At 49.5% G+C, this 15,764-nt stretch carries 4 protein-coding genes and 8 pseudogenes; 10 read left to right on the forward strand and 2 right to left on the reverse strand.

Features of this window, described 5'->3' with window-relative positions:
• Window positions 1–14: 14 nt before the first annotated feature.
• Both malQ and DZ54_RS20780 read right to left on the reverse strand, forming a co-directional pair.
• A pseudogene (malQ, locus tag DZ54_RS20775) lies at window positions 15–2,198 on the reverse strand (4-alpha-glucanotransferase).
• 116 nt (window positions 2,199–2,314) lie between these two features.
• A pseudogene (locus tag DZ54_RS20780) lies at window positions 2,315–4,503 on the reverse strand (glycogen/starch/alpha-glucan phosphorylase).
• Window positions 4,504–5,272: 769 nt separating this feature from the next.
• On the opposite strand from DZ54_RS20780, the pseudogene malT reads away from it, so the two are divergent.
• From malT to DZ54_RS0110315, 10 genes and pseudogenes are all read left to right on the forward strand, one after another.
• Window positions 5,273–7,981: pseudogene (malT, locus tag DZ54_RS20785) on the forward strand (HTH-type transcriptional regulator MalT).
• A gap of 332 nt (window positions 7,982–8,313) precedes the next feature.
• A pseudogene (gene pulA, locus DZ54_RS27135) lies at window positions 8,314–11,071 on the forward strand (pullulanase-type alpha-1,6-glucosidase); the annotation flags it as partial.
• Window positions 11,072–11,301: 230 nt separating this feature from the next.
• Window positions 11,302–12,042, forward strand: a pseudogene (locus tag DZ54_RS24835) (PAS domain S-box protein); the annotation flags it as partial.
• A 29-nt stretch (window positions 12,043–12,071) separates the two neighbouring features.
• Window positions 12,072–12,356 (forward strand): annotated as a pseudogene (locus DZ54_RS27465) (PAS domain-containing protein); the annotation flags it as partial.
• A gap of 456 nt (window positions 12,357–12,812) precedes the next feature.
• A pseudogene (locus DZ54_RS27470) lies at window positions 12,813–12,987 on the forward strand (methyl-accepting chemotaxis protein); the annotation flags it as partial.
• Window positions 12,988–13,149: 162 nt separating this feature from the next.
• A complete protein-coding gene (locus DZ54_RS0110300; RefSeq protein ID WP_037354228.1) occupies window positions 13,150–14,079 on the forward strand; it encodes a polyprenyl-phosphate transporter in 930 nt (309 codons plus the stop codon).
• Window positions 14,080–14,082: 3 nt separating this feature from the next.
• The gene (locus DZ54_RS20800; protein ID WP_025674003.1) at window positions 14,083–14,562 is read left to right on the forward strand and encodes a hypothetical protein; all 480 of its coding nucleotides are present in this window, start codon (window positions 14,083–14,085) and stop codon (window positions 14,560–14,562) included.
• On the forward strand, window positions 14,559–14,798 hold the full coding sequence (locus DZ54_RS27140) for a hypothetical protein (RefSeq protein WP_338053692.1): 240 nt from the start codon (window positions 14,559–14,561) through the stop codon (window positions 14,796–14,798). Before DZ54_RS20800 ends, DZ54_RS27140 begins: the two co-directional genes overlap by 4 nt.
• A pseudogene (locus DZ54_RS27145) lies at window positions 14,780–15,150 on the forward strand (SCO family protein). The gene DZ54_RS27140 and the pseudogene DZ54_RS27145 overlap by 19 nt, the downstream one beginning before the upstream one ends.
• A 54-nt stretch (window positions 15,151–15,204) precedes the next feature.
• On the forward strand, window positions 15,205–15,609 hold the full coding sequence (locus tag DZ54_RS0110315; RefSeq protein WP_128080501.1) for a copper chaperone PCu(A)C: 405 nt from the start codon (window positions 15,205–15,207) through the stop codon (window positions 15,607–15,609).
• The last annotated feature ends 155 nt before the right edge of the window (window positions 15,610–15,764 follow it).

Raw genomic sequence — 15,764 nt, forward strand, 5'->3', positions numbered from 1 at the left:
GGGGGATTAAACAATCAAACGCCCGAGCGGCTCGCTTGTAAGCGCACCCTAGAAAGATCCCTGGCTAGTTGGTTCAACTCTTCACGACTAAACAGAGTGTCTAAATTAACAGATAACTTCCGCCGCCAGTTAGGATACTCATCAACGGTGCCGGGAATATTGACCGGTTTCTCCATATCTAACCAGTCTTCCAACTGCAAACTAAGCAACGCTGATTGGCCAGCGGCAACATGCAGTTGCAGTGCGCGACACAAATGGCCATCCATGGGCACATAACGCGCATCGCTCCCGATCCCATCAGGTAACATGCCATGCCAACGTACACTGTCTAAAATGCCCTGCTTAGCTTTTAAACGATCATCAAACAATTGCTGAAGCTGTGCTTCATCTGGGTATAAGCCGAGCTCTTGACCTAGTTTTAAGTCATCACAATGCCAAAAGCCCCGAATGGTTGGCATATCATGGGTAGAAAGCGTCGCCATCGCTTGCTCGGTGTAATGCGCCGGTGAAATAAAGCCCCCGTCTTCTTCAGACGTTTCAAAGAAGAACACCTTATAAGAATGCACACCCGCCTCGCTGAGTAACGCACCAATTTCGTCAGGTACCGTCCCTAAATCCTCACCAATCACACTGCATTGATGGCGGTGTGATTCAAGCGCCAAGATCGCTAGCATGTCTTTGACTGGGTAATACAGATATGCACCTTCGCTGGCGTTTTTGCCTTTCGGGATCCACCACAAGCGTAATAAACCCAGTACATGATCAATCCGTAACGCACCACAGTAGCGCATGTTGGCACGCAACAACTCGATGTAGGCATGGTATCCAGTGTCTTGCAGCGCTTGTGGATCAAACGGTGGTAATCCCCAGTTCTGCCTCGTGGTCCCAGCACATCAGGCGGGGCGCCAACACTGGCATCAAGCACCAGTGGCGAGTTATCTGACCATGTTTCACTGCCTGCATCCGAGACCCCTACTGCGAGATCTCGATATAAACCAAGTGCCATGCCTCGCTCTTCGGCGATCGCTTGTGCTTCTTCAATTTGGATTTGAGCAATCCACTGTAAATACATATACAGCTGAATAGCATCGTCGTGCTGTTCAATAAACGCTTGCGTGGCTGCATTCTCATAGCGACGGTATTTTTCCGGGAACACCGGCCAACCCCAAGTGCCTCATCGGTGGCACGCAAGTGTTGATGCAAAGCATCAAAAGTAGCTTGCTGTTTTAAACTCTCGCCCCCTAGCTCAATAAAGTCTAAGAAGGCACGGCCGCGGCGCGTTTGTTGCAGCAACTCACGCTGTTTAAATTCCTCAAACAGTAACGGCAGCACAGCCATTTTCAATGCGGCAACTTCGCTATAATCGACCCAGTGAGCATCACGCACCGTCTGTAATCGACGTTGAAACGCTGCACTGCCTACCAGCTGTTGCGCTTTAGCACTCAATGAAAACTCACGCACCGCACTGACATCAATATACAAAAGATTCAGCCAGCGGCGTGATGACGGACTATACGGACTCGCCGCTTCCGGGTTCGCAGGAAAAAGCGCATGAATCGGGTTCAGACCAACAAAATCCGCACCGCGTGACGCCAATTCACTGACCAACTGTTTAAGATCACCGAAATCACCGATACCCCAATTATGTGGAGTACGTAAGGTGTAGAGCTGAATACTCGGCCCCCACATTTTTTTGTGCGCATCTAATTCAGGTTGTTTATAGCACTGGATAGCGCCATGATTAAAATCATTTGATAAGGCGATTTGCGTCGCTTTCGGCTAACAGAAAGCCGGTGGTAGCCCCACGGTAATGCGCACGGTAAGCTAAAAACGAGTGGCCCACCTTCACTGCGTTCGTCGCGAATAATTTGTGACTGCAGATAACCTTCAAAGCATTCACCCTGTTCGGTTTCCAAACGCCAACTAAAGTCACTTTCTCTGGCACTGCTGCCAAGATTAAGCGCAATTTCAACCGGTTCGTTATCTTGCACTACCTGAACGGGCGCAAGCACATCCGCTTTATGCTTTCTCTCTGCCGACGCCAGTAAGGCGTCATCATTGCGGGTGTCATAGCCAAGTGACGTTAATAAATCATGTAAGGTACTGTCTGGCACCGCCGCTTCTGTGCCCCAAGCACTGATGTAACGGTCGGCGAGGTTCGCCATGTGTGCGACTGTCTTTAATGCAGATTCTTTCATCGCTGTCTCCGAGGGGTCTGCCCCCTTCTTTTATTGGGCAATTTTGTTGTCATTATTATCAGGTGGCAAGGCGATGCCATTGCCACCTGTGAGGCGATTACCTCGTTACGTAACGGTTAACGCTTAACCGCATCAAGCTGCCAAATATTATTGACATAATCACGGATGGAGCGGTCTGAGCTAAACTTACCGACTAGCGCGGTGTTGAGAATAGCTTTGCGAGCCCACTGCGACATATCGCGATAATCACGATCAATATCATTATGCGCGCGAACATAGTCAGCAAAGTCAGCCAGACACAAATACGGGTCGCCACTTGTCATCACGCTATCAAACACGGGACGCAGCAAACCAGGTTGACCCGGTGTGAAGGTATCATCTAGCAGGCTGTCTAACGCTGCCTTCAGGAGTGGTTGATTGTGGTATTCGCTTTCCGGTTGATAGCCATTTTCTCGTCGCTCGGTCACACCGTCGACATCTAAGCCGAAGATGTAGATGTTATCATCACCCACTTCTTCACGGATCTCGACGTTAGCGCCGTCCATCGTGCCGATAGTTAGGGCACCGTTAAGCGCCATCTTCATGTTACCGGTACCAGAGGCTTCTTTACCGGCCATGGAGATTTGCTCTGACACATCAGCGGCTGGAATGATAATTTCTGCCATGCTTACGCGGTAGTCTGGAATAAACACCACTTTAAGCTTATCGCCAACGCGTGGATCGTTATTGATGGTTTCAGCTACCTTGTTAATGGCAAAAATGATCGATTTTGCCAGTTCGTAACCTGGCGCGGCTTTGGCGGCAAAAAAGACGACCCGCGGTGCCGTGTCAAAGTTTGGTTCGTTAAGCAAGCGCTGATAAAGCGAAATCACATGCAACAGATTCAGGTGCTGACGCTTATATTCGTGCAGACGCTTAATCTGAACATCAAAAATCGCATCAGTGTTTAAGGTGATATCGAGGTTGGACTTGACCCAGTCAGCAAGTCGCTGTTTATTGCACTTTTTGACCGCCATAAAGGTTTTCTGGAAATCAGCGTCGTCAGCATATTGTGCAATCTGCTCGAGTTGCTCCAATTGCGCAGGCCACTGCTCGCCGATTTTCTCACTGATCAAGTTGGATAAATCAGGGTTACAGAACTTCAACCAACGACGCGGGGTGATGCCATTGGTGACATTTTGAATCCGGCCTGGGTATAAGGCATCAAACTCGGGGAACAGATCGCGTTTCACCAACTGAGAGTGCAAGGCGGCAACGCCATTCACCGCATAAGAGCCAACGACACATAAATTAGCCATACGCACCATGCGCTCGCCTTTGTCGTCAATCACTGACAGCACTTGCTTTTTGTTTACATCGCCCGGCCACTTTGCTTCCACTTCTTGTAAGAACGATGGTTGATCTCAAAAATGACCTCCATATGACGAGGGAGAAGCGCGGCCATGAGTGACTCGCTCCATGTTTCTAGTGCTTCCGGCAGCAAAGTATGGTTGGTATACGCGAAGGTACGACTGGAAATGGCCCAGGCTTCATCCCAACCCAAACGATAATCATCGAGCAAGACGCGCATCAGTTCAGGGATGGCGATGGTTGGATGAGTATCGTTGAGCTGAATGGTTTCATATTCCGGCAATGCCGCCAGCGCATGACCGGCTTCTAAGTGACGACGAAGGATATCACCCACTGACGCGGCACTATGAAAATACTGTTGCATTAAACGCAGGGTTTTACCCGCATCATGGTTGTCGTTAGGGTAAAGAACTTTAGTCAGATTACCCGCATCAATGTCGGCTTGCTGCGCATGGGTGTAATCGCCAGCGTTAAATGCATCCAGTGCAAACGGTGTCAGTGCCCGACCTTCCCACAAACGCAGTGGGTAAACGGTGTTACTCTGATAACCGACAATCGGTAAATCCCATGGCATGGCTTGGATTTCCAGGCTCGGCACCCATTTGCGATAGGTGTGACCCGCTTCTTCAACCACGTCAACATGGCCATAAAAGCCAATGGTTTGCGTCAATTCAGGGCGCACAACTTCCCAAGGGTAACCTTCTGGCTCACGCCATGCGTCAGGCGCTTCTTGCTGCGCACCTTGCTCAAAGGATTGACGGAAAAGACCGTACTCATAATGTAATCCATACCCGACAGCAGGATATTGCTGAGCGGCGAGTGAGTCCATAAAGCACGCCGCGAGACGTCCTAGTCCACCATTGCCAAGTGACGGATCGCGCTCTTGCTCTAATAAATCGGTAAGTCCGAGGCCGAGTTCACTGACCGCATCAGCAATCACATCGTATAGCCCCATACTAATCAGGTTATTGCCCGTTAAACGACCAATCAAAAATTCGAGGGATAAATAGTTAACACTTTTGGCTTGTTTGATTGCTTGATCGTTTTCAGTGGCCACCAAGTCACCGGTCGTATGTTCGGCTAATGCACGACCTAAGGCGAGATACCAATCGCGCAGCTGAGCGGTTTCTGGCGCGTGACCCAGTTGGGTCAAGTGTTGAATCAGACTGATTTTAAACGCACTTTTATCAAAGGCGTGTTGCTGTTTTGGTGTCATGTCGTAACTCTCGATAATGGAATGAAACCTTGATGGTTATTCATCCTGCCTAACCCGAGGATGACAAACATCCTCCCAGTCACAGTGACGGAAAGGAGGAGACGGCAGGGCGTAGAGAGCTATGTCACACGTCAATAGTGAGCCGCCTCTCACCAATCCAAGTGTCCGCCGACAACCTGGTGATCGTGATCACGTTATGCGGTAAAAAGCGATCGAGCCAGGGATTGAAAAGTAAGAAATGACTTTTGTTATTTTTGTGCGATAGCGCAAAGTATGTGTTTTTAATCTCGCACCTGTGTACTAATTGCTTATATACGCAAGTTTATAAAGCAAGCTATTGTGATTTAAATCACAAATGCAGGGCGTAGCTGCACCATTTTAGAGCAGTCAGTGCAAGAGTGGGGAGAGATCATAGTTTGTCATGCTGGAGTCACTTACACTCTGGAAGAGGATAAAGCGGTGTTACTTGAGAGTGAGACGCCGTATTTAATGTTAAGGACAGTGTCTTATGTGGATCCCATCAAAACTGACTCGACCAGGCCGACTCTATAACGCCATATTGCGTCCGCGTGTGCTCGATATGCTACAACAAGCACCGCATTATAAGTTGGTGATGTTTCGCTCCCCAGCCGGCTACGGTAAAACCACCATGCGCGCGCGCAATGGCTGGCCGATCAACCCAACGTTGGCTGGTTTAGCATTGATGACAGTGACAATGACAGCTTCCGCTTTATTAACTATTTACTCCAAGCGTTGCATCAAGCCACGCAAGAAGGCTGCGCAAACACCATTAAGCTTGCTGAGAAACGCCAATTTTCCTCGCTTCGTGCGCTCTTGTCCGATGTGTTTGCCGAGTTAGCGAGTTTCAGTGCCACCAGCTATCTGGTGTTAGATGACTATCAGCTCATTGATAATGACGAAATCCATGAAGCGATGCGTTTTTTCATTAAGCACATGCCGGATAACTTAACCTTGGTGGTGACCTCACGCGCCAACCCACCACTGGGCACGGCCAACTTGCGTGTTCGTGATTTGATGATCGAAATCGGCAACGAACTACTCGCCTTCGATAATGAAGAAACCACCCGTTTTTTTAATCAGCGTGTGGCCGATGGCGTTGATGCGTCAACCGCTAATGCCTTGTGTACCTACGTTGAAGGTTGGCCTTCAGCGCTGCAACTGATTGCCATTCAAGCCCAACATCAAAAACGCTCGCTCATCCAAAGCGCGGCCTCGTGCGCCGGCTTTAATCATGCTCACCTTTGGGATTACTTAGCGGAAGAAGTGTTCGACTTGCTTGATGCCGGAACCCGTCAGTTTCTAATGAAAGTGTCGGTTTTGGAAATGTTTAACGATGAATTGGTCCATGCCTTAACGGCACGCGACGACGCGCTGGGCATGCTGGAATCACTGAATCGCTACGGCTTATTTATTTATCCACTCGAAGGCGATAACAATTGGTTCCGTTTTCATCATTTATTCGCGGAATTTCTCGCCCATGAACGCCAAGCCCGGATCCCACAACAGCAACAAACACTGCATCGACAAGCGGCACTAGCTTGGCTTAAGCTTGAATCTCCGCACCAAGCCTTGCGCCATGCACGTTATGGTAAGATGATGCGCTACTCACCGATATTCTCAACCAACATGGTTGGCGAATGTTTAACCGTGGCGAGCTATCTACCCTCGAAGCGGCCATCACCAAGCTGGATAACGAGCACTTGTATCAATATCCAAGTTTAAGCCTACTGCGCGCCTGGCTCGCGCAAAGCCAGCACCGTTACCATGAAGTGGGCGAACTATTGGCCAACGCAGAGAAAGCCTATCAAGCCCGTCAAATTCCGCTCGATATTGATTATCAAGGCAATGCCAACGCACTCCTCGCCCAAGTGGCGATTAATGCCAACGATCCAGAGCAGGCAATGCACTTGGCCGAAAAAGCCCTCGAGCAACTCGATAGCGCCAATTACCGTGGCCGCATTGTTGCCACCTCGGTCGTGGGTGAAGTGAATCATGTACTCGGCGAGCTCGATCGTGCCTTATCGATGATGCAACAGACCGAAAAACTCGCGCGCCAGCACCAAGTGTATCACCAGGCACTTTGGGCAATTTTACAACAAAGTGAGATTCTCCTGGCACAAGGTTATGTGCAAGCGGCATTTGAGCTGCTCGACAGTGCCGATCAACTGATTGAAGATCAGCAATTGCACCAAGTTCCTTTACATGAATTTGCTTTACGTCTTCGCGCACAAATTCTTTGGTGTTGGAACCGCTTAGATGAAGCCGAAGCCTGTGCCTACAAAGGACTCCAAGTGCTAGAGAATCAGCCTCCGAGCAAACATTTACACAGCTATTCCATGCTCGCTCGCGTCGCGGTCAGTCGTGGTGAACTCGATAAAGCAGCCAAACATATTGAGCACATTGAGCACCTATTGCGTGAATCGGTTTATCATGTCGATTGGACCGCCAACGCGTCTTTGTCACTGTTACTCTATTGGCAAACCAAGCACGAACTTACCCATACCGAAGAGTGGCTCAATCAAGCGGTTCGTCCTGAAACTGCTTGCAATCACTTTAGCCAGCTTCAGTGGCGTAATATCGCCCGTGCACATCTGCAACTCGGTCAATATGATCAGGCCCGTCAGGCCATTGATTTTCTCCGTCGCGAAGCCAATCAGGCCAACTTGGTGACAGATAAAAACCGTAATCTTATCGTTGAGGCGGTGCTCGCGAGTCAAGAGCAACAAACCGAGTATGCCAAAAGCCAGCTTCAAGAGGCGCTCAGCCTCACCAATCAAACGGGATGATGGGTAACTTTTTAATTGAAGGTGACGCTATTTCATCACTGTTGCATGCGTTAATCGAACAACAAGCCCTTGGCGCGTTAGAGCGACATCGTGCACAACAGTTATTGAAAGAAATTGCCAGCCATCAACGCTCTCGCTCGACCCACTTTGATGAAGATTTCGTCGAAAAGCTAGTCAAGCACCCCAACGTGCCTGAATTAGTCCGCACCAGCTCACTCACCCAGCGGGAGTGGCAAGTGCTTGGCCTCATTTACTCCGGCTTCAGTAACGAGCAAATTGCTCATGAGCTCGATGTCGCGGGAACGACGATCAAAACCCATATTCGTAACCTGTACCAAAAACTTAATATTGCCAATCGCAAAGAAGCCGTTATTACCGCCGAAAACCTTCTGCAACTGATGGGAAACTAGTCAGTCATATCTACGCCCTCAGGCTTTGCTGGGGGCGTAGATATTGCGACGTCTCCGCCTACATTTTGTGATACTTTGTTGAATTATCATAAAATTTTCTCATCGATAGACTGACTTATAACGCGATCACAGTTGGTACAATTCACCTTTCAGTAAGCTTGGCCTCTCTACAACATATAAAGGTCAACCTGATGAATCATCCGTTTAAGAAACATCCCCTTGCGCTGCCTTTTACGATTGCCTCTGCGATCGTGCTGACAGGCTGCCAGTTGAATGACGACAGCCCAGATAACGACACCAGCACAACAACCACCGCCCGTGATGCGGGCACCAGCGATGCCAGTGTGCTATTTGCCGACGCCGATACCCTGCTCACCCACCAAACTAACGCCACCTCGCTCACCTTGTATTACTCCGCTGATGGCGCGATGCGTTATAATCCGGACACTCAGCAGGTGGAAAACGCCACCGCGAGTGTCGAGTCAATCCTTGCCACGCGCGATAATTGGCAGCAGTCGCTCCCCCATTTACAAGGCGACGTCAAAGGGTTCGATTTTGATTTTGTTACCGCCAATATTGCGCTAAAACAATGGCTCAAAGGACAACTTCTTGCTATCGCGAAAGACGGCGATACCGTCCTAACCGCGACCGATGTGCAACCGGCCCGCGCGCTCGATGCCTTGTATGCCGAGCAAGCAGAAACACTCACCTATGGCGCCACCCCCAACGCAGGACAAACTGAATTTCGTCTGTGGGCTCCCACCGCACAGCAAGTGTCGCTCGTGCCCTATCAATCTGCGAGCGAAGAAGACGCGCAAAAACAGCGCCAAACGCCAATTAAAATGGACTTTGATGCCGAGTCAGGAAGCTGGCATGTCGCCACCACCGCGCTCAATCATGGCGACTATTACCGTTATCAACTATCGGTGTATCACCCCGCCACGCATCGCATTGAGCGTCTAGAAGTTACCGACCCTTACTCACATAGCTTGTCGACCAATTCCACCTATTCACAGGTGGTGGATCTGAATGCACCAGCGCTTAAACCCAGCGGCTGGGATGCGCTGGGTGCGCCTCACTCGCAACAGAACCCCACCAACAGCGTGATTTATGAGGCGCATGTGCGTGATTTTTCCGCGCTAGATCAATCCACACCAAAAAACCTGCGCGGTAAGTACCTTGCTTTTACGCAAAACACGACTGAGCCGGTCAACCATTTAAAAACGCTTGCTCAATCCGGCGTTACCCACTTACACCTGCTGCCGGTATTTGATATTGCCTCCATCAACGAAGAGGCGGCGCAACGTATTGATTTGACCGACCACTTCTCCACGCTGTGTGATAAAGCACCTTCGCTGAAAGAGACCCCCAGACTGGCCAGTGAGTGCGGCAACAATCAAACCATCCAAGCTACGTTAACGGATCTAGCCACCCAACGACAGTGCTGACACTCCCTATGTGCAAACGGTGATGGCGGCGATGCGTCAGTACGACAGCTTTAACTGGGGTTACGACCCGTTTCATTACACCGTGCCCGAAGGCAGTTATGCCACGGAGCCCGAAGGCACCGCACGTATCCTCGAGTTTCGTCACATGATCATGGCGCTCAAACAGGATATCGGTATGAATGTGGTGATGGATGTTGTCTACAACCACACTCACCAAGCTAGCTTAGGGCCGTATTCTGTGCTGGATAAAGTCGTGCCTTGGTATTATCAGCGTCTTAATCCAGTCACCGGTGACGTTGAGCAATCCACCTGCTGCTCCAATACCGCGCCTGAGCATCGCATGTTTGCCAAACTGATCGATGACTCGATTGCGACTTGGGTGAAAGACTACAAAATCGATGCCTTCCGTTGGGATTTGATGGGTCACCACCCGCTAGCGCAGATCAAGCACACACTTGACGTTGCCCGCGATATCAATCCAGATGTGTATTTCTATGGTGAAGGTTGGAACTTCGGTGAAGTCGCCAACGATCGCCAGTTTGTCCAAGCCACCCAAGCAAACCTTGCAGGCACCGGCATTGGCTCGTTTTCTGACCGACTTCGCGATGCGGTTCGCGGCGGCGGTCCATTCGATGGTGGCGAGTACCTACGCAAAAACCAAGGCTTTGGTAATGGTCAATGGGTCGCCCCCAATGATTTACAACAGCAAAACAGCGGGGAAAGAGCCAGTGCCCTGCATAATGCCGATCTAGTTCGTTTGGGTATGGCGGGTAACTTAAAAGATTTTCAGTTACAAATTGCCAATGGTGATGTCGTGCGCGGTGACGAGGTCGATTACAACGGTCAACCCGCTGGCTACGCGCAAGATGCTTGGGAGGTTCAAAACTATGTCTCCAAGCACGACAACCAAACCTTGTGGGATAACAATCAATACAAATTCCCTTACGCCATGCCGCTCGCGACACGCGTTCGTGCCCAAGCCGTGTCATTCTCAACGGCACTGTTGGGACAAGGGGTGCCTTTTATTCACATGGGCAGCGAACTGCTTCGTTCAAAATCCATGCAGCGTGACTCGTACGACTCAGGCGATTGGTATAACCGCGTCGACTTTACCCAACAAACCACGCAGTGGGATCAAGGGCTGCCACGTGAGGACAAAGACGGGTATAACTGGCCTATCATAGAAACCGTGATTGCCAATCACAACAGCGAGGCCAAGCCGACACCACAAGCGATTAGCGACATGGACAGTTACTTTAATGAACTGGTGGCGTTGCGCGCTTCTTCAGGGCTGTTTCGCTTAGGCCAAGGCAGTGTGATCAACCAACGTGTCAGCTTTCACAACACCGGTGCATCACAAATACCAGGGCTAATTGTGATGCAGCTTGATAACAGTGGCAGTCTGTACGACAGCACAATTGACGCGGCGCGGGACGGAATTATCGTCGCGATTAACGCCTCGAGTCAGGTCATCAGCGACTTTACCAACATCGACGCCACCGGCTATCAGCTTCATAGCTTGCAAGCCGACGCTGGCAACGGCTCGATTGCTTATAACCAACAGGGCGCTCACGTAACCACCGGCAAACTTACCATCCCCGCTTGGTCCGTCGCCGTGTTCGACAAACCGCATCAACCTTAACCATTAGTCGAAGTATCTGGGGGAGTTTTGCTCCCCCATTTGACTCGTAAACTAGGCCTTCCAGCCGCATATCCTCTTTTTTTGTAATGATATCCGCAAAGAATCTGATCGCTGTGACCTACAGACTAGTATCGGATATGGTACCGTAACTACGGCGAGGTGGAACAAGCGTCACAAAACGGACACTGCCAGTCACTCATAAGTATTAATGAGCAATAAAGGACAAACCAATGTTTAAGGACTTAGTCGTTGACGGGCGTTATAAAAAAACGCTGGATCAGTCGATACATGCGATCGTAACGATCGACGAAAAGAACAACGTCATCTACTTCAACGACGCTGCTGAATCGCTGTGGGGCTATCAACGCAATGAAGTGCTCGGTAACAACGTCAAAATGCTGGTTCCAAAAGAAATTCGCGCCAGTCATGACGGATTCATTGGTCATCATCGCACAACCCAAGAAAATCGCATCGTTGGTACCTCTCGTGATGTGCAGCTAGAGCGAAAAGATGGCTCTCGTATATGGGTCAATATCTCGTTGAACCATATTAAACATGCTGGTAAATCCACTTACACCGCATTTGTTCACGACATCTCTGCGCAAAAACAAGCTCAAGAAATTGTTAACCAAACCCTTGAACAAGCGCTGGACGCTGTCGTTACCATTGATGGCAGTAACTGTATCACCTTTGCAAATAAATCTGCTGAGCATATGTGGGGGTATTCTCGGGACGAAATGCTGGGACATAACGTTAAAATGTTGGTGCCTGAACAACACCGTCATGAGCATGATGAGTTAGTCAACCGAAACCGAAGAACGGGCATCAATAAAATTGTGGGCTCCACCCGAGAAGTCCCCTTTGTTCGTAAAAATGGCGAAAATCGTTGGGGAAGTTTCTCTATATCTAAAATAGAACTCGACGACGAGATCCAGTACACCGCTTTTATCAAAGACGTCACAGAGGACGTTGAGCGCGAGAAGAGTTCAAGATGCTGTCGATGGTGGCGGATGAGACAGATAATTCAGTCATCATCACCGATGCTGACGGTTATACACGTTACGTTAACCAAGGGTTTGAAAAGCTCACCGGTTATACCATGGCGGACATGCGCGGCAAAAAGCCAGGAACCATACTACAAGGGCCAGGCACGAACACAGAAACAGTCGCGAAAATCTCCCAAAAACTAAGAAATCGCGAACCTTTTTACGACGAGCTCCTTAACTATAATAAGCACGGCGATGCCTATTGGATTTCTGTTTCTATCAATCCGATTTTTGATGACAACGGGCATTTATCTAGCTTTATTTCCATTCAAGCTGATATCACCGAGTCGAAACAACGTTCACTTGAGGCGGAACGCCGCTTTGATGCGATCAGTGTCAGCAATGGCATTATGCAATGGCGTCTTGACGGTAAGCCTGATTCATTTAACTCGTATATGCTTGCCCATTTGCGCGCAGAAAAAGCATCAAACTCGGAAATTCTAAGTAACAATCTTAAGCGCAAGCTTGGAGAGTCGACATTTAACGACGTGCTCTCAGGAAAACAAATAAAACAAGTACTGCCGTTTACTGCTGCCGATGGAAGTGAGCGTCGTTTCGATACTGTCGTCGCTCCCATATTTGACTCCGAAGGAAACCCTGTATACCTCGTCTCCTACGGTATTGATGTGACCAATAGAGCCCAAGCTGTTGATGTAACGGAGAAGGAAATGACAAAAGTCGAAGCATCTAGCAGCGAGATACAACAGATCATTGGTGTGATTAACGGCATCGCCGAACAGACAAACTTACTCGCGCTTAATGCGGCGATTGAAGCAGCCCGTGCCGGTGAATCAGGTCGAGGGTTTGCTGTTGTTGCCGATGAGGTACGGCAGTTGGCACAACGTTCAGGAGAGTCTGCAGCCGAAATTCGCCGTCTTGTCGATCAAACGAATGAACGCGTGAGAGCACTGGCTGATGCCCTTCAAAATTTAAATGGCGAAGACGACTAGTCGTCCTCACGTAACCAGATCTATCACTAGCGATTCATCTCGGTATAATGCAGCCCTTAGCTTTTTATCGATGAATGGCATTATGATCAAGAACCTGGTCTCAACCTATCTGAAAGGGATAGCAATGGGTGCCGCTGACGTCGTTCCTGGCGTATCTGGCGGCACCATCGCGTTTATTACTGGCATTTACACACAGCTGTTGGAAAGTATTCGGCGAATCACGCCCAGTCTATTTACTCTATGGCGCAAGCAAGGCATTAAGGCCGTATGGCAACACATCAACGGCACTTTTTTGTGCGTATTAATGGCCGGAATCTTAAGTAGCATTGCAGGGCTAGCCAAAGGCATTAGCTGGATGCTGACAAACCATCCTATTCCCCTGTGGTCGTTTTTCTTTGGTCTTATTATTGCGTCAGCATTGCATATCGCCAAACAACTCCCCGCCCCTAAAATAACCCTAAGAACGGTACTCGCCGCGCTGATCGGTATTGGCTTTGCCTATTGGATCACCATCGCGAATCCGTTGCAATTAACTGCCAGTCCTCTCACCGTCTTTTTGTCCGGTGCCATTGCCATTTGTGCCATGATTTTACCGGGGATCTCGGGCAGTTTTATTCTGTTACTGCTCGGTATGTATAGTCCGATTTTAGATGCCGTGCATCAAGGCCAATGGGACATGCTCGGCTTACTCGCCTTGGGCGCCATGGTCGGTTTGTTGAGTTTTTCTCATTTACTGTCTTGGCTATTAGATCGTTTTTATGCAGTGACACTCGCCTTCCTTACCGGTTTAATGTTAGGCACATTGGGTAAAATTTGGCCTTGGAAACATACCCTTACTTGGCGGACGAATTCATCCGGTGAGCAGGTGCCGTTAATGCAAGATAACCTCCTTCCGGGCACGTACGAGGCAATCGTGGGACACTCGGCACAAGTTGGCTTGGCCATCGTTGCCATGTTAGGCGGCTTTGTGCTGGTATTGCTGCTGGAGCGATTCTCGCCTAAGCAGGACTAAATCATGAATGTTTCATCCTCACGGCCCCACGTAAGCCGTTCAATCATCATCACCGTCAGCCTCTTTATGCTGGTGGTGGTCGCCTTTTTTGTTCCCTCTTGGCTCGCTAGCGTCTCCGCCCCCTCATCGACCTCGACCGTTGCGATAGAAAATCACTGTTCGCTCAATCAGCAGACATGCCAATACCAGGGCTATCAGGCGACTTTGGCTGACCCACTCGTACAGCCCTTACATGCCAATACACTGACAGTGATCACGCCGAAGCCGCTTGCAACGGACTTCTTATTGATAAAACTTAAGGGTGTCGAAATGAATATGGGTGAGTATCGGCTGGCGCTCAAACAAACCGGTGAGCAAACCTATCAAGGGGAATTAATGTTGCCCGTTTGCACAGAAGATAGCATGACATGGGCAGGCTCGATTACACTTGGTAACGAAGCAAAAAACCATTTCCCCATAAAAATACGAATGGAGCGACGATGAGTAAGAAAGCTTGGCTAGTCGCCATTATTGCCGTTTGTTTTGGCTTAGGTGCACGCGCCCTCTATGACAACTATCAACAAACTCAACAACAAGCGCAAGCTGGTGCGCTACAGTCAGATGGGCAGCCTTTCGACCTGTATAATATTGATGACCCGCGGCCACGAATTGTTTACTTCGGCTATACCATTGTCCCGATGTTTGTCCTACGTCTCTTGCGGTGCTGTCGGCGGCGTTAAAGTCGCTGCCAGAGTCGACGCAAAAGGCGGTATCGCCTGTGTTTATCACTTGGATCCAAAGCGTGATACCAGCGAAAAAGCCGCCGAGTATGCACATTTTTTTCATCCTCTAATCACAGGCGTCAGCGGCTCCAAAGCGCAAATTGATCAACTTGCAAAGCGCTATGGTGTGTTGTACCGCATTACCGAGCTGGAAGACTCGGCCATGGATTATGCCGTTGATCATAGCTCTTTTTTCTATTTTCTCTCGCCAAACGGTGAGCTTTTAGAGAAAGTCCCTCACACCTTAAACCCAGACATGCTGGTCGCAGCCATTCAACGCGTGACTGATAACAACAAGGAACCCCAATGAAACCTCTCAAGCCGTTTATTGCCGCCATTGCCTTTATGTTTGCTTCCCTTGCACATGCTGCACGGTGAGTTTTTTCTTCATGATGCCTATGCCCGCGCCAGTGCGCCCGGCGCGCCCAACAGCGCCGCTTTTATGGTGTTAGATAACCAAAGCGAAGTCGCAAAACGCGTGGTGAGCGCCAATACTCCGGCCGCCAAACGGGTTGAACTGCATAAACACACCATGGTGGATGGTATGATGGAAATGCGCCAGATCGGGCAAATCCTCGTGCCGAAAGGCGAGCAAGTCACGTTAAAACCGGGCGGCTTACATGTGATGCTGTTTGACTTGGTAAAGCCATTAGAGGTCGGCGAACACATTTCACTGACACTGACCACTGCTGATGGCCACACGCTCACCAAGCAGATCCCGGTGAAAACGGTCATGGCTGGCATGAAACATCACAGCGATACCGATTAATAAGGTGAATCGTGACGTGACAGTCAAAGTATGATAGCTAAGGGAAAGATTGGCAGGCAAAATCTCTTATCAGTGATCTAAAGTTGAAAATAGTCGCGTCTGCGCGCGATCMYYYKRACKTSAYSMCGATACGTAGGACCGGCTGAAGATCAGGA

The sequence above is a fragment of the Salinivibrio socompensis S35 genome (assembly GCF_000513715.1).
Taxonomy (GTDB): Bacteria; Pseudomonadota; Gammaproteobacteria; order Enterobacterales; family Vibrionaceae; genus Salinivibrio; species Salinivibrio socompensis.